Source organism: Streptomyces sp. AN091965 (genome assembly GCF_022698285.1).
Lineage (GTDB): Bacteria > Actinomycetota > Actinomycetes > Streptomycetales > Streptomycetaceae > Streptomyces.
In genome coordinates this window covers 9,308,453-9,328,964 of record NZ_JALDMY010000001.1, presented here as the reverse complement: position 1 = coordinate 9,328,964, position 20,512 = coordinate 9,308,453, and the positions used below count along the sequence as shown (strand labels likewise).

20 protein-coding genes are annotated in these 20,512 nt (G+C 72.2%); 9 read left to right on the top strand and 11 right to left on the bottom strand.

Translation table 11 applies throughout. The annotated features are described in order from the left end of the window. Nucleotides 1-3: 3 nt before the first annotated feature. On the top strand, nucleotides 4-1,038 hold the full coding sequence (locus MQV74_RS38450) for a DNA topoisomerase IB (RefSeq protein WP_242728137.1): 1,035 nt from the start codon (nucleotides 4-6) through the stop codon (nucleotides 1,036-1,038). 4 nt (nucleotides 1,039-1,042) lie between these two features. Here the strand turns inward: MQV74_RS38450 and MQV74_RS38445 are convergent, their stop codons facing one another. The 5 genes from MQV74_RS38445 to MQV74_RS38425 all read right to left on the bottom strand — a co-directional run bounded on the left by MQV74_RS38445 (nucleotide 1,043) and on the right by MQV74_RS38425 (nucleotide 8,028). Further along, nucleotides 1,043-1,591 carry a 2'-5' RNA ligase family protein gene (locus MQV74_RS38445; protein ID WP_242728136.1) on the bottom strand — a complete coding sequence of 183 codons (549 nt, stop codon included), beginning with the start codon at nucleotides 1,589-1,591 and terminating at the stop codon, nucleotides 1,043-1,045. A 63-nt stretch (nucleotides 1,592-1,654) separates the two neighbouring features. Further along, nucleotides 1,655-4,006, bottom strand: a complete 2,352-nt coding sequence (locus MQV74_RS38440; RefSeq protein ID WP_242728135.1) for an FGLLP motif-containing membrane protein — start codon at nucleotides 4,004-4,006, stop codon at nucleotides 1,655-1,657. 205 nt (nucleotides 4,007-4,211) lie between these two features. Beyond that, on the bottom strand, nucleotides 4,212-5,054 hold the full coding sequence (locus MQV74_RS38435) for an endonuclease/exonuclease/phosphatase family protein (protein WP_242728134.1): 843 nt from the start codon (nucleotides 5,052-5,054) through the stop codon (nucleotides 4,212-4,214). Between the two features lie 173 nt (nucleotides 5,055-5,227). Then, nucleotides 5,228-7,276, bottom strand: coding sequence for a restriction endonuclease (locus tag MQV74_RS38430; protein ID WP_242728133.1), 2,049 nt, complete (start codon nucleotides 7,274-7,276; stop codon nucleotides 5,228-5,230). Between the two features lie 215 nt (nucleotides 7,277-7,491). Next, the gene (locus MQV74_RS38425) at nucleotides 7,492-8,028 is read right to left on the bottom strand and encodes a hypothetical protein (protein WP_242728132.1); all 537 of its coding nucleotides are present in this window, start codon (nucleotides 8,026-8,028) and stop codon (nucleotides 7,492-7,494) included. A 357-nt stretch (nucleotides 8,029-8,385) separates the two neighbouring features. On the opposite strand from MQV74_RS38425, the gene MQV74_RS38420 reads away from it, so the two are divergent. Together MQV74_RS38420 and MQV74_RS38415 are read left to right on the top strand one after the other, a co-directional pair. Then, nucleotides 8,386-8,904 (top strand): hypothetical protein, encoded by a 519-nt coding sequence (locus MQV74_RS38420; protein WP_242728131.1) that lies wholly within the window; start codon nucleotides 8,386-8,388, stop codon nucleotides 8,902-8,904. Between the two features lie 199 nt (nucleotides 8,905-9,103). Continuing rightward, nucleotides 9,104-9,976 (top strand): universal stress protein, encoded by an 873-nt coding sequence (locus MQV74_RS38415; protein ID WP_242728130.1) that lies wholly within the window; start codon nucleotides 9,104-9,106, stop codon nucleotides 9,974-9,976. Between the two features lie 13 nt (nucleotides 9,977-9,989). Here MQV74_RS38415 and MQV74_RS38410 read toward each other — a convergent pair whose 3' ends face one another. Beyond that, nucleotides 9,990-10,883, bottom strand: coding sequence for an ion transporter (locus MQV74_RS38410; RefSeq protein WP_242729369.1), 894 nt, complete (start codon nucleotides 10,881-10,883; stop codon nucleotides 9,990-9,992). Nucleotides 10,884-11,120: 237 nt separating this feature from the next. Here MQV74_RS38410 and MQV74_RS38405 point away from each other — a divergent pair, with 237 nt between their 5' ends. Together MQV74_RS38405 and MQV74_RS38400 are read left to right on the top strand one after the other, a co-directional pair. Then, nucleotides 11,121-12,155, top strand: coding sequence for a PucR family transcriptional regulator (locus MQV74_RS38405; RefSeq protein WP_242728129.1), 1,035 nt, complete (start codon nucleotides 11,121-11,123; stop codon nucleotides 12,153-12,155). Nucleotides 12,156-12,201: 46 nt separating this feature from the next. Next, a complete protein-coding gene (locus MQV74_RS38400) occupies nucleotides 12,202-12,672 on the top strand; it encodes a GNAT family N-acetyltransferase (protein ID WP_242728128.1) in 471 nt (156 codons plus the stop codon). 5 nt (nucleotides 12,673-12,677) lie between these two features. On the opposite strand, the gene MQV74_RS38395 is transcribed toward MQV74_RS38400, so the two are convergent. Both MQV74_RS38395 and MQV74_RS38390 read right to left on the bottom strand, forming a co-directional pair. Further along, nucleotides 12,678-13,421, bottom strand: coding sequence for a hypothetical protein (locus tag MQV74_RS38395; RefSeq protein WP_242728127.1), 744 nt, complete (start codon nucleotides 13,419-13,421; stop codon nucleotides 12,678-12,680). A 100-nt stretch (nucleotides 13,422-13,521) separates the two neighbouring features. After that, complete coding sequence (locus tag MQV74_RS38390) at nucleotides 13,522-13,995, bottom strand: ATP-binding protein (protein ID WP_242728126.1); 474 nt, start codon at nucleotides 13,993-13,995, stop codon at nucleotides 13,522-13,524. Nucleotides 13,996-14,390: 395 nt separating this feature from the next. Between MQV74_RS38390 and MQV74_RS38385 the strand changes: the two genes are divergently transcribed. The 4 genes from MQV74_RS38385 to paaK all read left to right on the top strand — a co-directional run bounded on the left by MQV74_RS38385 (nucleotide 14,391) and on the right by paaK (nucleotide 17,941). Continuing rightward, complete coding sequence (locus MQV74_RS38385) at nucleotides 14,391-15,266, top strand: helix-turn-helix domain-containing protein (protein WP_242728125.1); 876 nt, start codon at nucleotides 14,391-14,393, stop codon at nucleotides 15,264-15,266. Between the two features lie 21 nt (nucleotides 15,267-15,287). After that, nucleotides 15,288-15,500, top strand: a complete 213-nt coding sequence (locus MQV74_RS38380) for a DUF397 domain-containing protein (protein WP_138967539.1) — start codon at nucleotides 15,288-15,290, stop codon at nucleotides 15,498-15,500. A 173-nt stretch (nucleotides 15,501-15,673) separates the two neighbouring features. Then, complete coding sequence (locus tag MQV74_RS38375; RefSeq protein WP_242728124.1) at nucleotides 15,674-16,492, top strand: SAM-dependent methyltransferase; 819 nt, start codon at nucleotides 15,674-15,676, stop codon at nucleotides 16,490-16,492. A 147-nt stretch (nucleotides 16,493-16,639) separates the two neighbouring features. Next, a complete protein-coding gene (gene paaK / locus MQV74_RS38370) occupies nucleotides 16,640-17,941 on the top strand; it encodes a phenylacetate--CoA ligase PaaK (protein WP_242728123.1) in 1,302 nt (433 codons plus the stop codon). 32 nt (nucleotides 17,942-17,973) lie between these two features. On the opposite strand, the gene MQV74_RS38365 is transcribed toward paaK, so the two are convergent. The 3 genes from MQV74_RS38365 to MQV74_RS38355 all read right to left on the bottom strand — a co-directional run bounded on the left by MQV74_RS38365 (nucleotide 17,974) and on the right by MQV74_RS38355 (nucleotide 20,493). Next, on the bottom strand, nucleotides 17,974-18,213 hold the full coding sequence (locus MQV74_RS38365; protein WP_242728122.1) for a hypothetical protein: 240 nt from the start codon (nucleotides 18,211-18,213) through the stop codon (nucleotides 17,974-17,976). Between the two features lie 306 nt (nucleotides 18,214-18,519). Next, nucleotides 18,520-18,858: an SCO0607 family lipoprotein gene (locus tag MQV74_RS38360; protein ID WP_242728121.1), complete on the bottom strand. Its 339-nt coding sequence runs from the start codon at nucleotides 18,856-18,858 to the stop codon at nucleotides 18,520-18,522. A 126-nt stretch (nucleotides 18,859-18,984) separates the two neighbouring features. After that, nucleotides 18,985-20,493, bottom strand: coding sequence for an acyl-CoA synthetase (locus tag MQV74_RS38355; RefSeq protein WP_242728119.1), 1,509 nt, complete (start codon nucleotides 20,491-20,493; stop codon nucleotides 18,985-18,987). Nucleotides 20,494-20,512: the final 19 nt, after the last annotated feature.

Genomic DNA, 20,512 nt, shown 5'->3' with positions numbered 1-20,512 from the left:
CGCGTGCGCCTCTCCCACAGCCGCCCCACCGAGCCGGGCTACGTCCGCCGGCGGCACGGGCGCGGCTTCCGGTATCTCGATCCGCACGGCCGGCCCGTGCGCGACCGCGCCGAGCTGGCGCGCGTCAAGGCACTGGTGATCCCCCCGGCGTGGCAGGACGTCTGGATCTGCGCCAAGGCGAACGGCCATCTCCAGGCCGTCGGCACCGACGCCGCCGGGCGCCGCCAGTATCTGTACCACCCGCAGTTCCGCGCCGAGCAGGAGCGGGCCAAGCACGAGCACGTCCTCGACGTGGCAGCCCGCCTGCCGAAGGTGCGGGAGGCCGTGGAAGCACACCTGGGTGACCGCGGGCTCACCCGGCAGAGAGTTCTCGCCACCGCCGTACGCCTTCTCGACCTGGGGTTCTTCCGGATCGGCAGCGACCGCTACGCCGATCTGAACGACACCTACGGCCTCACCACCCTGCTGCGCGAGCACACCCGCTGCGCGCGCGGCGAGGTGGTGTTCACCTATCCCTCCAAACAGGGCAAGGAGCAGGTCCAAGCGGTCGCCGACCCGCCCGCGTGCCGCAGTCTCAGCGCTCTCGCACACCGCCGCAGCGGCGGTGACCGGCTGTTCGTCTACTGGGAGCGTCCCGACTGGCACGAGCTCAGCAGCACGGAAGTCAACGCCTACCTCAAGGAGTTGGCCGGTCTGGAGATCACGGCCAAGGACTTCAGGACCTGGCACGCCACCGTCATGGCGGCCGTGGCCCTCGCCGTCTCCCAGGGCGCCGCGCACAGCGAGACCGCCCGCAAGCGCGCCATCAGCCGGTCCGTCCAGGAGGTCGCCGCCTACCTCGGCAACACTCCGGCCGTCTGCCGTGCCTCGTACATCAACCCCCGGGTCATCGAGTTGTACGAGGAGGGCGTCACCGTGGCCGCGGTCCTGCCGCGCCTCGGTGCCACCGGCACGTACGGGATCCCGGCGACGCAGGGGCCCGCCGAGCGGGCCGTCCTGCGCATGCTGCGCACCGGGCGCGCGCCCAAGGGGCAGTGAGCCGTCACCCGAGCCGGTACTGGGCTCGGCTCTGCCAGCACGCGCCGTCCCACACGATCAGCTCGACCGCGCGTACGGGGCAGACCAGCGGCAGCGAGGGGGCGAGTTCGCGCTCCAGCTCGTCGTACGCGGCCTCTTGCGCGGCGGGGGCCTCGCTGGTGGCGATCGTCAAGTGCGGATCGAGTCCCGCGCCGAAGATCCCCCGGTACGGGACCGCTTCGGGCCACCGCTGGGTGAGGTCCTTGGTGAGTGCCTGGACCGGGTCGCGCGGCCACGGCTCCAGATAGAGCACCCCGGGATAGCGGCCGAACTCGGCGAACGTCAGGGTGAAGGCGTCGTGCCCGGCGAAGAGCGCGGAGAGTTCCCGCTGGAGCGGCGCGTCGAGGCGGCTCTCGTGCAGGAACGGGTAGAGCACGGTCACATGGGCGGGGAACCCGGCCCGGACCAGCGGATCGGCCTGGGGAACCTTGATGGTGAGTGCCGTGTCACCGGGTGTGTCGGGCCAACCGCCCGCCCCGTGCTCACCTTCGGTGAGGTCCCCCTCTGTGGTCATGACACGCCATGATCGCACGGGCGCCCGGCGGGCCGCGGTCCCGCCCGCCGGGCGCCATCGGCGTCAGGCCGTCCGGGGCCGCCGCTCGACACGCCCCACGTACCACCGCAAGGCCATGGAGAGGGCCCCGAAGGCCAGGAACAGGGCGGTGGCTATGCCGAGCGTCCACCAGCGCAGGTCCCCGTCGACCGCCAGCTCGCTGCCCACCCCCGGGTGCAGGCTGTGCAGCAGGACGTGGAAGAAGAAGGTCAGGCCGACCAGATAGAGGGCGTACCAGGCGGGCTTGCTCCATTCCTTCAGGCTGCGCCCGTCCATGCCGGACAGCGGGAGCAGACCGAACACCACGACCTCTATGCCGGCGACCACCGCGAGCCCCACGGCGTAGGCGAGCACGTACCGGATGCTTCCGGGTTCGGCGTGCTCCTTCTGCGCGGCTTCCAGCACGGGGGCGCCGAGGACCCAGATGAGGACCACGGCGGCCAGTACGCAGATCCCGCCGATCAGGATCGCCTGCCCCTTGGGCAGACCGTCGTCGGGGTCGTCGGCCCTTCGGCGGGGCGACCTGAGGGCCATGTAGACCGCGACCAGGCCGTAGACGTACGGGACCGGGAACTCCAGGAACCGGGACATCGCCGTCATCAGGCCCGCGAGCAGCAGGCCCGCGGGGACCACCCGCAGCTCGGAGCGGACGCCGTCCCTGCGCGGGTGCTGGAGGGAGTCCTTGGTCTTTTCGTAGGCCACCAGGATGACCAGCATCCCTACGGCCGCACCGGCGACCTTGATCGCGGTCGCCGGACCCACCGTGGTGTCCGTGTCGGCCCAGACGGCCAGGGAGCCGCCGAGGAGCGCGAAGCCGCACGCCCTGAGCCACCCGGGCAGTCGCGGCGACCGGGCCCGCCTCTGCTCCTGGCGGCGGAGCCACCAGCGGCTCAGCGCGTTGTCGGCCAGCTGGGAGGGGAAGGCCCTCTCCAGCAGGAGGACCACCACCAGGAACCAGGCGGCCATACCGACCGATCCGGCCAGGTCCTTCAGAGCCCAGGAGACATCGGCCGGGGTGCGCAGGGCACCGACGAGCCCGAGGTCAGGATCCTTGCTGGTCGAGCCGTGCCCGTCATCGTCCTTCGGGTCCTTCTCGTCATCGTCGCGCGGGGAACCCGAGCCACCGTGGTGGTGATCGCCCTTGCCTCCGTTCGGCGTGCCCGAGCCGCCGCCCGGCTTGCGCGTGGGGCTGTTCGACGGCGTCGGCGTGATCGGCCCTGTCTTCCCCTCCGGGAACCGGGTGGACCCTAAGGGCAGTTGGAAGACCGTCAGCTGGTCCCGTGCGGGAAGCGTGATCTCTCCGGCCTTCTCCCGCGCCCGCCCCGGGCAGTCGAGGCCCACGTCGCGGCGGCCCGTCATGGCCGCGGGGATCCGGGCGTGGAGGTCGATCAGCTCCCAGCGGCCCCGCTCGGCCGTGCCCTCGGTCGAGTCGGAGTCCAGCCAGGTGTCCAGTCGGCGCCCGCCGATGACGATCGCGCCGTTGACGCAGGCGGCCGGGTAGCCAGCCATGTGGATCGTGACCTCGCGCGGGTCCTCCGACGGGCCCGACGGCGTGGTGACCGGCCGGTTCACCCTGTAGGCCGCCGAGGCCCGGACGTCTTCCGGGGTGCGACAGGCCGCGGTCACCTCGTGGCCCCCTTCCGCGGCGGAGGCCGGGACGTGGAACGGGACGGTGAAGCCTCCGCTCTCGGAGGGCGTGCCGCCCGCGACGGACTGCCCGTCCCACAGGACGTCCGCTCCGGCTCCCGCGTCACACAAGAAGCCCGTACCCGTGACGGTCACGTGGTCGCCCGGCTCTCCGGCGTCGGACGACAGGGAGATCCGCGGGTCGGGCCGGGCCGCGGCCACGACGTCGAACACGGCCGTGGCGGTGGGTCCGTCGGCCACGGCCGAGCAGAACGCCGTCATCTCGTACCGCCCCGGGGCGGCGTTCGTCGGCACGGAGACCTGCTGCGCGAAGCCCCCGCCGGCGTCGACCGTCACGCTCACGGGCGTCTGTCCCTGCACGGTGAACGTCAGCGGGCCCGCGAGGCTCTCCCCCTCGGAGCAGTCGAAGTCGCTGCCCGTCGCCGTGAACATGCCGCCCTGTGGTACCCGTTCGCCCTGGGGGCCCAGTGAGGGGTCCACGGGATCGGGCGGTGGCTCCGGGTCGCCCGTCTCGGTGTCCGTGGGCTGTGGATCGGGCTGCGGCCCCGAGGGGGACGCGTCCGTGCCCGACGGCCCCGGCGCGGGGTCCGTCCCGGCCGCGGCCACGGCCCGGTCCGCATCGCCGCCCACCAGGGCCACGCAGGGCATCGCCGCTGTGACGACCAGGAGCACCGCCCCCAGGAGCGCCCCCCATGGTCGCCAGTTCCGTACTCGTCCCGTCCGCTTCATGGCCGTGTCCCCCCACGCCCGCACGGCCCCCGGCCGCGCCCCCTCGGCTCCCACTCTTGAGACGAACGACCGGCCCTCAGCCGTTTCCGGCCAGGGGGGCGCAGCGTGGTGCGACCGCGCACTGGACAGGGCCATGCGCTACCAGCGCACGCCCCGCTCACGCCTCCCTCTGCCGCACGCCCCGACGCGCGGCCGCGGCGGCGCGCTAGGTCAGGTCCAGGTCGCTCCGCACCAGGTGGTGGTCCGAGTACGCGCTGGGTTGGACACGATGTGTGAGCGGGGCGATGCCGCGGAGGAAGACGTAGTCGAACTTGAGGTTCCAGTCGGTGGTCGGCTTGCAGGCGCCGACCAGCGAGGGGTGGCACTGGGGATCCGTGTCCGTGGCCAGTGCCCACATCCGGCGGAGCTCGGGAGCGCCCGGCACGGCGTTGAAGTCACCGAGGACGATCGCGCGGTGGTGCCGGGCCACCTCCGTGGCGAGCACACCGGCCTGGTCCGCCCGGACCGCTTCCTGGCTGCGCTGGGCGAGGTGCGTGTTGAAGACCCGGACGGACTTGCCGCCCACCTGGGTGGTGACGGCCATGTACCCGCGGTCCTCGGAGCCGCCGTCGGGGTACTCCACGTTCACGCGGTCCGTCATCGGGGCCGCGGAGAGGATCGCCTGGCCGAAGGCCCCCGGGCTCCACGGCCATCCTCCGCAGCGGCCGCGCTTGCGGAGAACCGAACCGTACTCGACGTGGTAGACGAGCCCGTGCAGGTCCTCCAGATAGTCGCGGATCCTCTCGACGTCCCGCACGCACGCTTCTTGCATGCCGATGACCTGGGGTGCGTGGGCGGCGATCTCCGCTGCCCGGCCGACGTTGTTGTTCTCGCCGCAGGGATTGCAGATGTTCCAGGTCATGACCCGGTTCGGTACGACGTCCCGGACGGCTTCGACGGGCTGGGACCTGCCGAAGACGGCACCGCTCGGTGTGCTGGGGCCGATGAGCACCAGACAGGCCACGACCAGGGCGCCCACGAGCAACCGCATGCCCCTTCCGAGCACCATCGCCTCCTCCAAGGGGTGACACGTGGGAGCTGACGTCTCCCCGCACGAGGTTATGGGACGGACCTGTCGGCACCACGTGAGCCCCGGCGGATCTCGTGGGGCGCGGCCGGATGCCGCCGCCGCGATCAGGCCCCGCGGCGGCAACCGGACACGGGTGGGCCGTCGTAGGAGCCCTACTCCACGGCGATCCCGTAGTCCGGAAGCAGCTGTTCCAGGCCGCCCGGGTATCCCTTGCCTCCCACGACGAAGTCCCAGTCGCCGCTCGCCCGGCGGCGGAAGGACCCCAGGACCAGGGCCGTCTCGCCCGCGCGGCCGTCGGAGACTTCGAGCTGTCCGAGTTCGGTCAGCGCGGGATCCAGCAGGCGGATGCGGGCGTCGGTGAAGCCCGACAGGTCCGCGTCGGGGTTGGTCTCGGGGTCGATCGCGGCCACGAGGGCCAGCCGGTCCGCCGCTGCCGGCAACGCTTCGAAGGAGACGCGGAGGGCGGCCTTGTCGGGCGGCGAGGCGGGGTGCGCGCGGACTGCTCCGTCCGGCGTCCGGGGGTTGTTGAAGAACACGAAGTGGTCATCGCTGAGGACGCGGTGGCCCGAGCAGACGAGAGCGCACACGTCGAGGGCCACGGTGCCGGACCAGGACATGCCCAGCACGTTGTGGTCCTCCGTCTGCGGCGCGGGGGCCGGAGGCGGCGCGGGCGCGGTGCGCTCGCCGAGGCGGCCGTGCAGTCCGTGCCGGTGCAGCAGGTCGACGAGCTCGCTGCCCGATATCAGCTCCAGGGGCTTGCCGTTGGCGAAGGTGTGGGAGCCGGGCCCGAATCCCGACGTGGTGACCAGCACGCCCTTGTTGGCGCCCTGGTCCTGGACGGTGCCGTACAAGTCGCGCACCGCCGTGGGCGGCACGGTGTTGCGGTAGCGCTTCACCTGCACGACGATCTTGCCGCCGCGGATCGGGGCGGGGTCCAGGGCATCGACGTCCACACCGCCGTCGTTCGAGCGCTGCGTCATCACGGCCTGCATGCCCATGGCGCGGAAGAGGTCCGCGACGAGCGACTCGAACACGATCGGATCCATGTCGTACAGATCCGGTTCGTCGCCGTCACCACCGTGGGTCACGACGTGGTTGCCCACGTCGTGGGGCCGGCGTCCGAGGCGCACGGGCACCAGCTGGTCCGGCCGTGCCGTCAGCTGGCCCCTCAGCCCGTCGGCCAGGCAGCTCACCGCGTCCACCTGTTCCAGACGCATCTGCGTGAACGTGGAGCGCGGCGCCATGACGGTGGCCAGGAAGATCTCGGTCTGCCTGCCCGTGGCCGGGTCGTGGTCGTCCACGAATCCGTTCAGGGCCACCGACTCCAGGGCTCCGTGCTCGTCCGCGGCGAAGAGGTCGTGCAGGACGAGCAGCAAGCACTGCGCGAGGACGTCGCGGTACAGGGACCGGCGCTGGGTCACCGGGCGCGGTGTTTCCTTCTCCTCGTCGGCGGTGACCATGAACCGCACGGACTTCGTCTCGGGGACGACGCCGAAGCCCGGGAGCTCCCAGTCGAGGACCAGCTGTCGTGCCGCCGGATCGTAGGCCGCGGAGATCCGGCGCGGGAAGCTCTCGGGCCAGGCGGTGGAGGCGTAGAGGGCGGCGGAGAAGTACTCCACCACGGACTCGGGGTCACCGCGGCGCACTCCCGCGGACACCTCGGCGATGCTCGCGTTGTAGCCGCGCACCTCCGCGAGCTGGCTCTCCGCCCACTGCGCGTACTGGTGGTGGAGCGCCGCGAGTTGCTGTTGGCGCTGGGTCTCCGCCGCCTGTGCGGCCTGCCAGTCGTGTTCGAACCTGGCCCGCGCCTCGGCCTGCGCCTGCGCGCGGCGGCTCGCCGTCCAACCGCCCTGGGCCTGGTACTGGTTCGGGTCCGGCATGGCGACCGGCACGGCCAGGTGCCCCGGCGAGAACGGCTCGACCTCCTCGGCCCGCAGGAGCACGGCCGCCCTGAAGGCGGGCCCGCGACACCCTGACGCCAACAGCCCCTGGAGCGCCTCGACTTGGGCGTCCAGCTCCTCCGTCCGCCGCCTGGCCTCCGCCTGGCGGTACTCCCGGTAGTCGCGGGCCTGTTGGCGCTGCTGGGCACGAGCCTCCCGCTCCCGCTCCCTTCGCAGCCTGGCTTCGGCTTCCCTCTGGCGCTGTTGCTGGCGCTGCGCCTCGGCCCAGACACCGACCAGACCACTAGAGCGACGACTCATGCGCGGCAAGCCCTCCCCAGGACGTCAGTCGTCCACCGACCGCCGTTCGCCCCCTCGACCAGCGGTGATGAATCAAGAGGGAACAACTCTATCCAGCAATCGACGTGCATCTCCAAACGTGCCGGGGGCAAAGTCCCCGGGCCGACCACCTCTGCGGCCCGGCATCCCGACGAGGGCACACGCGACGCCTCAAGGCCCGCCGTCAGGAGCCCTCTTCAGGATCCTTCGCCCGCGGTGGGTGGCGCCATCGCGGACGATCCGGGCGCGGCCGACGGGGCGCACGAACCGCCCCCGCCGCCGGGGTCGCCGCACGGCTGCGGCGGCGAGCTGGAGGTGCTCCCGGTCGTCCCGTCGACGGAGGGGCTGCTGCTGTCGACGCCGCCGATGTCGCCGCCGGGGTACACCCCGATACCGCTGATCTCACCTTCGCCGGGCGCGACGGGGGGCGCGGAGGCCGGCGGGATGTCGTCCCCGCCTTCGCCGCCCTCACGGCCGTCGCCGCCGCCCGCTCCCCCGCCGTCCCCGTCTCCGTCCGCGCCGTGGTCGCCGGTGCCACCGCCCCGGTCTCCGGGCGCGTCCGCGCTCGAACCGCCGGACCGCGCCGAGGTGAGCGGGGACGCCGGTCCGTCGGTGCCGCCCCGCTGATCCGACGGGGTCCGGCCGCCACCGCCACAGCCCGCCGCGCCGCAGACCACGAGAGCCACCACGAGGCCCACCGCGCCCGCACCCCTGAGGCGTCGCCTTGTCCGCATCGCATCCCCCTGGACAGCCGTGGGTACGCTGCCTGCCGAAAGCGTCCCACCGCGCCGCGCGGGCCGCAGCACCGTGCGTGACCGGCGTACGGAATCTGAGCATCTTGGCGGAGCGGCGTGACTCGTGACACCGTATGTCTCCCCCTGCCCGCCCACAGCGATCCACGCGTTCGCCGACGTTCCGCAGCGCGTGGAGGCCGCACCGCGGTCGTCGCGGTCGCCTCGGCCCGGAACGGCCAGAACGCGCCCATAAAACCGCAAAGCGGCCCTCAAGGATCATCTGAGACCTATCGTGCGCATGCGGCCGCGCCAGGTGGCCGCCCTTCTGTCGGCGCCGTACCCGAGCCAGAGGTCCTGATGCTGCGCAACGCCCTCTCCCTGGTCTCTCTCTCCCTCGCCGTGATGGTGGGCGCTCCCGCGTTCGCCGCCACCCCCGCCACCGCCGCCCCCGCCACCGCCGCCACGAACCGAACCGCTCAGGACGATCCGCCGCCGCCCACCTCCTGGGAGAGCGCGGGAGTCTTCGACACGGAGGCCGAATGCACCGCCGCGGGCCGGACCCAGCGGTTCTTCTTCACCTGCCGCCACGAGTGGTGGGAGATCGGTTACCGCTGGCGGCTGTGGATCTACAAGGGTGAACCCGTCACCAGGAGCACCCCAGACCCGGCGGGCGCGCGGCAGCGACCGGACTGGGAGTTCGAGGCCGGCTACTACCGGTACGCCTGGTGCGGTCACGCGGGAGCCGCCGGCGTCCCCCGGTACTGGACCGCGTATCAGTGCCGGACAGTGCACCTCGGCGGCGACGAGTTCCGCTACGACCTGTGGGTGTGCCACAAGGCAGAGTGCCGGACCCGCGCCCGTTCCGACGACTCCTGACCGCTCTGGTGGATGGCGCCCGCGCGTCGCCCCCTCCTGCCGGGACCCGCGCCCCCTGTCCCGATGGCGCATGACACGCGACACTGTCACGAGAAGGGGCCCGGCGAGGTGTCGTCCCGTCAGCGCCTCGGAGGCCGTTCCGCACCGCTCGATGCCCACAGGAACGCACCACTGAGCGTCCTCGGAAGAGGTGAGGTGCATGGAACTCCCCCTCGTCGTAGGCATCGACGGGTCCGAGCACAGCCTGCGTGCCGTCGACTGGGCCGCCGACGAGGCCGCCGTGCGCGGAGTACCGCTGCGCCTCGTGCACGCCGCGTCGCGGGAGGGCGGGAGCGACCTCACGCTCGCGGACGCACGGGGCGAGCCGTCGGCCAAGGAGCTGGCCGACACCGTCGTCGGCGTCGCCGCGCGGCGGGCGCAGCGGCGCGACGAGAACCTCAAGCTCTCCGTCCGGATCAGTGCCGAGGACCCGATCCAGGCGCTCCTGCGCGAGGGCCGCGACGCGGTCGCGCTGGTGACGGCCTCGCGCGGCCGCGGCCGCATCGTGGAACTGCTGCTCGGCTCGGTCAGCCTCGGCGTCGCCGCCCGGTCCGACTGCCCGGTGATCGTGCTGCGTGGCCGCCACGACAACCAGGCCAGGGCCGGGACGCGGCAGCGCGTGGTGGTCGGCGTCGGCGAGGAGGGCCTTTCGGCGGCAGCCGTCCGGTTCGCCGTCGACGAGGCCGAGCGGCGGCACGTCGTCCTGGAGGCCGTACGGGTGTGGCGCCGTCCGCTGTACGGGACCGGCGCCGCCGGTCACCGGGCCGGGGAGCACGCCGACGGCCATGAGCGGCGCGCGGCGGACGGTCTCGCCGCAGCCGTGCGCGACGCCGTGGCCGACCACCCCTCCGTCCACGTGCTGGAGCAAGTCGTCGAAGGCGCCTCGCATCCGGCGCTCCTCGACGCCTCGGCCCGTGCCGACCTGCTCGTCGTCGGAGCCCGGCGAGGGCACGGACCGCACCTCGGCCGGGCCGCCCACACGCTTCTGCACCACTCCGCCTGCCCGGTCGCCGTCGTGCCGCAACCGGCGTGAATCCCGTACGGATTCAGCGGCGCACCCCCGGCAGGCGTTGAAGGCTCTCCTCCAGTTCGTCCAGCGCCCGGCGCGCGGTGGCGATGCGGGCGCGCAGCTCGTGCTCGGCGTCCGCTGCCTCGCCCGGTGGCGCGTCTCCGTCCCGCCGCTGCCGTGCCTCGTGCTGCTCCTCCATCGTGCGCGCCTCGTCGAGGGAGGTGATCACCACTCCGATGAGGACGTTGACCAGGACGAAGGAAGCGATCAGGACGTACGTCGCGTAGTAGACGATGCTCCAGCGGGAGATCTCCAGGCCCGCGCGGACCGCGTCGCCGAGGCCGTCGAGGGTCATCAGGAGGAACAGGGTGAGCACGGCCCGGCCGATGGAGCCGAAGTGTTCGGGGTCGGCGTCGGCGAAGAAGACCCAGCCGACCATCGCGTACACGTAGAGCACGAGGGTGCCGACGAGCAGGAAGCTCACCGTGCCGGGCAGGCTGCGGCCCACCGCGACCAGCACGATGCGCAGTTGGGGCAGGAACCGGGCGGTGCGCAGGACGCGGGCCAGGCGCAGCAGCCGCAGCACCGTGGTGTTCTCGCGCGCGAACGGCAGGAAGGCGCAGAGGACGACGGCGAGGTCGAAGAGGTTCCACGGGTCGCGGAAGAAGTCGCGGGGCCGGTCGGCGTGCGCGCCGAGCCGCAGAAGGACCTCCGCGGTGAACAGCACCAGGAAGCCGTGCTCGACGAGCTTCAGCTCCTCGTGCCAGCGGTGCACGACCCCGGTGTACGTCTCCACGCCCAGGACGGCGGCGTTGGTGAGGATGAGGACGAAGACCGCCAGGCCGAACCAGCGGGCCTCGGTCAGGCTCCGGCAGCGCTCAGCGACCGCTCGTCTGCCGCGTGTTGAGCGCGTGCGCCCGTCGTAGATCATCGGGTATCGCACTGCCCCTCGCCGGAATCCCGTATGCCACTCACCGGAAGTTGATCTTACGATCTCCGGTCGTCCCGGTCCTCCCTCCAGGGCGAGAATGGCCTGGTCGCGCCGCCCGTGCCGCGATCCTTGCCCTCAGCGGGCCGTACGGCCGCCGAACTCGGAGCCGCCGCCCGCTGGATGCGGCACCCGCTCCGTCGGGGGCTGTGCGCCGACCGGCGCTTATTCTCCTGTTTCATGGAGGCACTGGCCGCACGTCTTTCGCAGCTGGATTCGCATGTCGAGGGCGCGATCCGCGTCGTCATGTTCTACGACACGCTGATGCGGCGGCGGGTCGACCTCCCGGCGCTCGCCCGGGCGTCCGCGGGCCTCGCCGAGTGCGCGGCCGGGATCCGGCTGCACGGCGCTGGGCGGCCGATCCGCTTCTCGCCCGACGGCACCGAGGCGACCGGCCCGGCGCCGACGGCGTCCTCCACGGCGCCGATCACGCTCGACGACGAGGAGATCGGCGCGGTGTGGCTGGAGCGCACCGGACCGGCAGGGCCGCTGGACGAGGTGCTCCTCGACCGGCTCGCCATCGCCGCCGCGGCGGTGGTCGAGCGGTACGGTCCGGCCCGTACCACCATGGCCGACCCCGCCCTCGTCGAGCTCGCCATCAGCGGCGACAGCGACGCGGCGGCCAGGGCCCGCGCGCTGCGCCTGCTGGGGTTCGCCACCGGTGTGCCGCTGCGCGTCGTCGCCGTACGCTCGTCCGTTCCGCTCGACCGGATCAGCGCCGCGCTCTGCCCGGACCGCCCGGTGAAGGCGGCCCCGCTCGGTGACGTGGGCGTCGTCCTGGCCGGCGCCGTGGCCGTGGACCGCTTCCCGGCGGGCGTGCGCGCGGGCATCGGCACCGCCGACAGCCCCGAACGGTCCTGGGGCGAGGCCCGGACGGCACTGCGCTTCGCCACCGAGCGGAGGCCAGTCGTCCACTACGACGGCCTCGGCGCGCTCGCGCTCCTCGCGCAGGTGCCGCGGGACGCCGCGCGCGACAATGCGGACGTGACCGCGATCGGCCTCGTCGCCGACGCCCCCGAGGACTTGGAGACGCTGGAGGCCTACTGCGCCACGGGCTCGCTGCGCCGCGCCGCCGACCGGCTCCATCTGCACCACAGCAGCGTCGCCCGTCGGCTCGATCTGATCGGCAAGGCCCTGGACATCGAACTCACCACGCCCGCGGGCCTGATCCGCGCCACCCTCGCCCTCACGGCGTGGCGACTGCTCGACAACTGAGCCCCCCACGGGCACGGGGCGCCCGCGCGCCTGTGACACTGTCCCGATGATCGTCAGACTCGCGACTGAGAACGACTTCCCCGGCTTCCTGAGCCTGGCGGCCCAGGTGGAGCACTGGTTCGGCCCGATGGTGGAGGAGCCCGGCTTCCACCGTGCCGTGCGGGAACACATCGGCGACTCCTCGGCCCTGGCCGTCCCCGCGCCCTCGGGAACGGGCCTGCTGGGCGGGCTCCTGTTCGGCGGAAGTGCCCCGACGTACCACGTCCACTGGCTCGTCGTCTCCACGGAGGCCCGCGGCCAGGGCGTGGGGCAGGCGCTGATGGCGGAGGCCGGGCGCAGGTTCGGCCCCGGGCCGGGCACCGTCGAGGTGATCACCTTCGGGGCCGACCACCCGGGCGCCGTCACCAGCGGTGCGCGCGACTTCTACGCCCGCCTCGGCTTCACCCCGGCCGAGGCCGCGGAGCCGGGGCCGGAGGGCGGCTCGCGGCAGGTGTTCAGGTGCGCCATGCCGGTGTGAGCCGGTCACCAGACGTCCGAAGGGGCCGCGCCCTCCTCGGCGTCCGCGATCCTCTGGAGGTGGAACTGCGGAAACCGTACGCCGTCCGGGTCGAGCAGGTCGACGAGTTCGACCAGCTGGCGCTGTAACGCCCGGAGGCGCGGCGCGGAGGGCGCGCCGTCCGCGGCGATCGTGTCCACGTCGGCCAGCGCCGCGGTGAACCACGCCCTGAAGCGCTCGTCGGCGTCGAGGCGTTCGCAGAACTCCGCGTAGTCGAGGCAGCGCCTGCGGCCCGGTTCGCTGTCGGGGTGGATCATGACGCTGCCGATGGCACGCTGCTGGATCCGGAACAGGCGCAGCTCGTCGTGGTGGGCGGTGGACCTGTTGAGGGTCTCGGCGATCCGGGACAGCTGGTGCATGACGCGGCGGTTGGGGCCGCTGCCACCGAGGTCGAGGAACTGGACGTCCCGCCGCAGGATTTCGACCCAGCCCAGGTATTCGGCGAGGACGTAGACGGTGCTGCGCCGGGCCAGCTCCGCGTCCTGCTCGGTGCCCTGGAGCAGGAAGAAGGCCAGGTATCTGCCGCGGAGGACGTTGTACAGGCGGCTCTGGAGGTCGAAGGCCGCCCAGGCGAGCGACGCCCCGTACTGGTTCATGTAGTTGAGCCGCTCGGCCGCGGCTGTGCGGCGCTGCTGCCAGTAGCCCAGGAACGCCGTCGTCGCGGCACTGGCCAACGCCACGGCCGCCGAGATCCACGTGAGCGCGTCCACGGGGAAAACCTAGGGGTACCGGCACGCGCCTGTCAGGCACGTGCCGGTACCGAAAGCACCGCTCAGGCGTCCGCGGTGCCCCCGGACGTCCGCAAGCCCCTCAGCCGTCCGCGCCGCCGAAGTCCGGTGCCACCGGCGACAGCTCGGCCCAGACGATCTGGCCGGAACCGCCGCCGGTCGGCGTGACGCCCCAGTCCTGCGCCAGCGCGTCCACCAGCGCGAGGCCGCGCCCGCTCTCCCTGTCGAGGTCCGGTGGGCGCTGCGCGGGCACCGTGTCCCCCCGGGCCTGGTCCTCGACCTCGATGCGGAGCCGCTGTCCGGTCACGCACAACCGGCACACCACGTGGTCGCCGAAGGCGTGCGCGATCGCGTTGGTGACGAGCTCGGAGATCAACAGGACGGCGTCGTCGCCGACTTCCGGGGCGAGGCTCCACTCCGCCATCCGCTCGCGTACGTGTATGCGTGCAGCCCGTACGGAGGCCGCGACGGCCGGTAAACGGAACACGGTCGACCGGTGCGCGGGCAGGGGCCCGGGCACGAGATCCGAAGGCGTGGGGTGGGTGGGGGAAACCACGTGGGTCGCCTTTCGTTCGCCGTCGCCTCACCGACGGTGTCGGCCACGCACCTCGGCGTGACGACGCGTACGTGCTCGCCCTCCGCCCGCCGTCGGGCCGCCGGGGCGGTGGCGCCGGATCGGCACCGCCGCAGGCGAGTCATGGCCTGGGCCCGGCCGGGCCCGTTCTGTCATGACGGACCGTCAACTCCGTGATCATCACGGGCTCTTGATGTTCCTGACAGCACATCCACTGTGACATCTGTGAAGAGCGGACTGCAACCGCTGAGTTGAAATTTTCAATTCGTCACGCGCAAGCTGCTCACATCGGCCGATGATCGTGACAGACTGCGATCGAGGCACCGGTGAGACGCCCTGCGCGGGCGCGACCGCGTACAGGTGCGGGGAGGTGGGGCATGGCAGCGCAAACCGCGTGGGGCGGCGCCCCCTCGGTCCTGCGCATGATCCTCGGCAAGCGGCTCGAGGTCCTGCGGACGCGCGCCGGTCTGACGTACGAGCAGGCGGGCGAGACCATCGGCGTCAGCCACTCGACGATCCGCCGCCTGGAAGCCGCCAAGGTGGCGCGGCTGCGCCTCTCCGACGTCGAGAAGCTGCTGCGGACGTACGGCGTCGCGGACCAGCGCGAGATCGACACCTTCCTGCAGTCGGTCCGCGAGGCCAACCAGCGCGGCTGGTGGCACTCGTACCGCGACGTGATGCCCGACTGGTTCGCCGCCTACCTCAGCCTGGAGCAGGCCGCCCACCAGATCCGCGCCTACGAGTCGCAGTTCGTCCACGGCCTGCTGCAGACGGAGGACTACGCCCGCGCGCTGCTGAGCGCGGGCAATCCGCACGCCGCGGCCGAGGTCACGGAACGCCAGGTCGCCCTGCGCATGGAGCGTCAGGACCTGCTGACCCGCGCCGCTCCCCCGCACCTGTGGGTCGTGATGGACGAGACCGTGCTGCGCTGGCCGGTCGGCGGCAGCGCCGTGATGCGCGCACAGATCGACCATCTGATCGCGGTGACGGCGCAACCCCACGTGACCTTGCAGATCATGCCCTTCAAGAACGGCCCCCACCCGGCCATGCGGGCGGGAGCGTTCCACATCTTCCGGTTCAAGGCCCCGGAGCTGCCGGACATCGTCTACGTCAACGGCCTGGTCGGAGCCGTCTACCTCGACAAGGGCGACGACGTGGTGGTCTACCGCGAGGCCCTGGACCGATTGGGCGCCCAGGCGGCGCCCGCCCGGAAGACCGAAGCCCTGCTCGGCGCGATCCGTAAGGAGCTGTGAGTGCACCCCATACGCAACGGCATGCCTTCCCGGGAGCTCGGCGCCCACGGTTGGCGCAAGCCCTGGAGCGATGACGCCGGAGGCGCCTGCCTCGAGGCGAAGAAGCTCGTCGACGGGCGGGTGGCCTTCCGCCAGTCGACCGACCCCGGCGGGCCCGCGCTGATCCTCACGCCGCGTGAAGTGGCCCGCTTCCTCGCGAGCGTGAAGGCCGGCGACGCCGACTTCCTCTGCTAGTACGGCGGCCCCTCGGGGCCTGGCTCTTCCCCGTTGCGCGCACGGCCCCGGGCCGCTCCCGCGAAACGGTTCACCACACGGGAACGCCGCGTAACTCATCGCATCGCACTGCTCACCGCACCGCTCACCGCACCGCTCACCGCACAGCGAGATCACGACTGACAGGAGGGGCCGTGTCGCACGACGACGGATGGCCTGCCGACCGGATCGACACCGCCAGCGCGCACTCGGCGCGCATCTACGACTACATCCTCGGCGGCAAGGACTACTACCCCGCCGACAAGGAGGCAGGGGACGTGATGGCCCAGGAGTGGCCCGCCCTGCCCATCCACATGCGGGCCAACCGCGACTTCATGGATCGCGCCGTGACGTATCTGGCGCGGGAGGCGGGCATCCGGCAGTTCCTCGACATCGGCACCGGCATCCCGACCTCGCCGAACCTCCACGAGATCGCCCAGTCGGTCGCTCCGGCGTCCCGGGTCGTGTACGTCGACAACGACCCCATCGTGCTCACGCTGTCCCAGGGGCTGCTCGCCAGCACCACCGAGGGCATGACCTCGTACATCGAGGCCGACATGCTCGACCCGGACACGATCCTGAAAGCCCCCGAGCTGCGCGAGACCCTGGATCTCGGCGAGCCCGTCGCGCTCACCATCATCGCCATCGTGCACTTCCTCCTCGACGAGCACGACGCCACCGGCATCGTCCAGCGGCTCCTGGAGCCCCTGCCGTCGGGCAGCTACCTGGCGATGTCCGTCGGCACCGCCGACTTCGCGCCGGAAGACGTGGCGCGGGTGGCACGCGAGTACGCGGCCCGGGGCCTGCCCATGCGGCTGCGCACCCGGGCCGAGGCCGGGCGGTTCTTCGAGGGCCTGGACCTGGTGGAGCCCGGGATCGTCCAGGTCCACAAGTGGCGCCCGGACGGCACGGAGGGTGAAATGATCAAGGACGAGGACATCGCCATGTACGGCGCGGTCGCCCGCAAACCCTAGTTTCCCGCCGGGCGCGCTGCGCCCGCTGCTGCGGCTACGGCACGGGGTACGAGACCCTTGCCACAAGCCATGAAAGCTTGAATTACTGACCCCGAAACAAGATCGGCCGATAGCTCGGCCGCCCGGCTCGGACGGGGGTATCCGCCCATGGCGCGTACACCGGCACTCCTGGACGCCGCGGAGCGGCTCGGACGTGAGGAGCTCGGAGCGCTGCAGCTCGAGCGCCTTCAGGACACCTTGCTGCACGCGTACGAGAACGTTCCCTTCTACCGGGCCGCGTTCGACGCGGCGGGGCTCAGCCCCGACGACTGCCATACGCTGCCCGACCTGGCCCGCTTCCCCTTCACCACGAAGGGGGACCTGCGGGCCAACTATCCCTTCGGGATGTTCGCCGTGGAGCAGTCGGAGCTGCGGCGCCTGCACGCGTCGAGCGGCACCACGGGCCGTCCCACGCTCGTCGGCTACACCGAGCAGGACCTGTCGATGTGGGCGGACGTCGTGGCCCGCTCGATCCGGGCCGCGGGCGGCAGGCCCGGCCACAAGGTCCATGTGGCCTACGGCTACGGCCTCTTCACCGGCGGGCTCGGCGCGCACTACGGCGCGGAGCGGCTCGGCTGCACGGTGATCCCCGCGTCCGGCGGCATGACCGCGCGCCAGGTGCAGCTCATCCTGGACCTCCGGCCCGAGATCATCATGGTGACGCCCTCGTACATGCTGACGCTCCTGGAGGAGTTCGAGCGGCAGGGCATCGATCCGCGCAACACGTCCCTCCAGGTCGGCATCTTCGGCGCGGAGCCGTGGACGGAGGAGATGCGGCACGAGATCGAGGAGCGGTTCGCCATCGACGCCGTGGACATATACGGGCTCTCGGAGGTGATCGGCCCCGGGGTCGCGCAGGAGTGCGTCGAGACGAAGGACGGCCTGCACATCTGGGAGGACCACTTCTATCCGGAAGTGGTCGACCCGATCACCGGTGAGGTGCTGCCCGACGGCGAGCTCGGCGAGCTGGTCTTCACCTCGCTCACCAAGGAGGCCATGCCCGTCATCCGCTACCGCACCCGGGATCTGACGCGTCTCCTTCCGGGTACGGCCCGGGTCTTCCGCCGCATGGAGAAGGTCACGGGCCGCTGCGACGACATGGTCATCCTGCGCGGCGTGAACCTCTTCCCCACGCAGATCGAGGAGATCATCCTGCGCACGCCGGGCCTCGCCCCGCACTTCCAGCTCTGTCTCACCCGGGAGGGCCGCATGGACGCCCTCACGGTGCGCGTGGAGTCCCGTGTGGACACGCCGCGCGGGCGCCGCGTCACCGCCGCGCGCGAGGTCGAGTCGGCGGTCAAGGACTCCATCGGCGTCTCCATCTCGGCGGAGGTCGTAGACCCCGAGTCGATCGAGCGGTCGGTGGGCAAGGTGAAGCGGATCGTGGACATGCGGAACCTCAAGCCCTGACAGTGGGCGGCCCACGGGGCCCGCACGCCCTGTCACAGCCCTGCCGGAAAGCCACCCACGGCCCGCGCGAACCCCTCCGGGTCGGTCTCGTGCACGGTGTGCCCGGTGTCCAGCTCCACCAGCCGGACCCGCGCCCGCCGCCGGGCCATGTCCCGCGCCCGCGCGGCGTCGAGGACCCGGCTGCGGCTCCCCCGGACCAGCGGGGCCGGGCAGTCGCTGCCGAGCCAGTCGTCCCAGTGGTCACCGTTCAGCGCCTGCTGGGAGGCGATCATGTCCGCCGGGCCGGAGGCGAGTCCTCAGCCGTCCGAGTACGCGCGTATCGCGTCGGACACGTACGGGCCCGCCCCGCCGAGCTCCCCCAGCAGGGCGGCCCGTGTGGACGCCCGGCGTGGCCAGTCCCGGCAGAAGGAGAAGGCGCCGGGATGTCCTCGGGTGGGGTCTCCCCTGCTCGAACGCAGCTGAGAGCTTGGGGAAGGAGCTACTAGGGCATTTCGGCAACGCGGCGAGCGTGCGTGCCAGGCGTCGCGACGCCGCGCCGACCCATCGGACAGCCCCAGGGGCGAGCCGCCGGGGCCGGGTCACTCCCCGTCCGGTGCGTCGATGATGTCGCCCTTCTTGTCGACGGTGTGTGTACGCCAGTACACGTCCCACTTGTCGTCGACCTTCTGCGGCACCTTGCCCTCGGGGTAACGCGTGTACCCCTTCGGCTCCTTCGTGCCGTTCTTGACGCACCCGGAGCCGGTTCCCCCGATGGTCATGACGGGGTACTCGCCGCCGCTGCAGATGTCGTCCCGCAAGGAAAGGCCGGAACAGCCGCTGAGCGCGACGACTGCGGCGGCTCCCGTGAGCGCGACGACCGCGGCCGTGCGGGTCCGGCGGCGGGAGGCGGTGCGCGGGCGGGTGACGCTGGGGGACATGATCGTCTCCTGTTGGTTGTCCGGTCCGCCCCCCACTGTGGTCGAAAGGGTCCGCCCGGACCTGAGTACGCGTACTCAGGTCCGGGGCCCTGGCGGTCGGCCGGTTCGCGTACCGAGCCGATGGGGTCAGCCGTCGGAGAACCGGTCCCGCAACTCCCGCTTCAGGATCTTGCCGCTGGCGTTGCGGGGCAGTTCGTCCACGAACACGACCCGCTTCGGGGCCTTGAAGGCGGCGAGCTTCTCCCGGGCGTGGGCGATGAGTTCGGCCTCGGTGACCCGCGCCTCGTCGCGGGCCGGGACGACGACGGCCGTCACGGCCTCGATCCAGCGCGCGTCCGGCAGGCCGATCACCGCAGCCTCCGCGACGGCGGGGTGGGTGTAGAGGGCCTCCTCCACCTGGCGTGAAGCGACCAGCACCCCGCCGGAGTTGATGACGTCCTTCACGCGGTCGACGACGGTGAAGTAGCCTTCGGCGTCGCGCACGGCCAGGTCGCCGGAGTGGAACCAGCCGCCGCGGAAGGCCTCCTCGGTCTCGTCCGGCTTGCCCCAGTAGCCGTCGCACAGCTGCGGGGAGCGGTAGACGACTTCGCCTTCCGTCCCGTCGGGCACCTCCTTGCCGGTGGCGTCGACGACCTTGGCCTCCACGAAGAGGACCGGCCGCCCGCAGGAGGCCATCCGCCCCTCGTGCTCGTCGGGCCCGAGGACCGTGGCGAGCGGCCCGATCTCGCTCTGCCCGAAGCAGTTGTAGAAGGCGAGCCCCGGCAGCCGTTCCCGCAGCTTCTCCAGGACCGGCACCGGCATGATCGAGGCGCCGTAGTACGCCTTGCGCAGCGCGCTCAGGTCGCGGGTGGCGAAGCCGGGGTGCTGGGAGAGGCCGATCCACACGGTGGGCGGCGCGAAGAGGCTGTCGGCGCGGCCCGCCGCGACGAGGTCCAGGATCCGCGTGGCGTCGGGCCCGTCGAGGATCGTGTTCTCGGCCCCCACCGCCAGGTACGGCAGCAGGAACACGTGCATCTGCGCGGAGTGGTACAGCGGCAGCGAGTGCAGCGGCCGGTCCGAGGCCTTCAGATCCAGGGCGTGCACCGCGCTGACGTACTCGTGGATCAGGGCGCGGTGGCTCATCATGGCGCCCTTGGGGTGGGCGGTCGTGCCCGAGGTGTACAGGAGCTGCACGAGGTCGCCGCTGTCCGGCTCCTCCCCGTCGTACGGCGCCACGGCGGCGAGCCGCGTGAGCAGCGAGTCGGCCGCGTCGCGCAGGGGCAACACCCGCACGGTGTCCGGGAGTCGGGGCGCGAGGTCCGGGTCGGCGAGCACCACCGCGCTCCCGGACTGCCCGATGATGTATGCCAGGTCGTCGCCGGTGAGGTTCTGATTGATCGGCACGTGCACGAAGCCCGCCCGCGAGCACGCCAGAAAGCCGATCAGGTAGGCATCGGAGTTGTGCCCGTACGCCCCGACCCGGTCCCCCCGCCCGAGCCCGCTCTCCTCCAGAACCCGCGCCGCCCTGGAAACGGCGTCATCCAACTCGGCGTACGTCCACACCCGCTCGCCGTACCGCAGGGCGACACCCTCCGGCGAACGGCGCGCACTGCGCCGCAGGACCCCGTCGACCGTACTGCTGCGGACATCCGTCATGGCGTGATCCTGTGGGCCG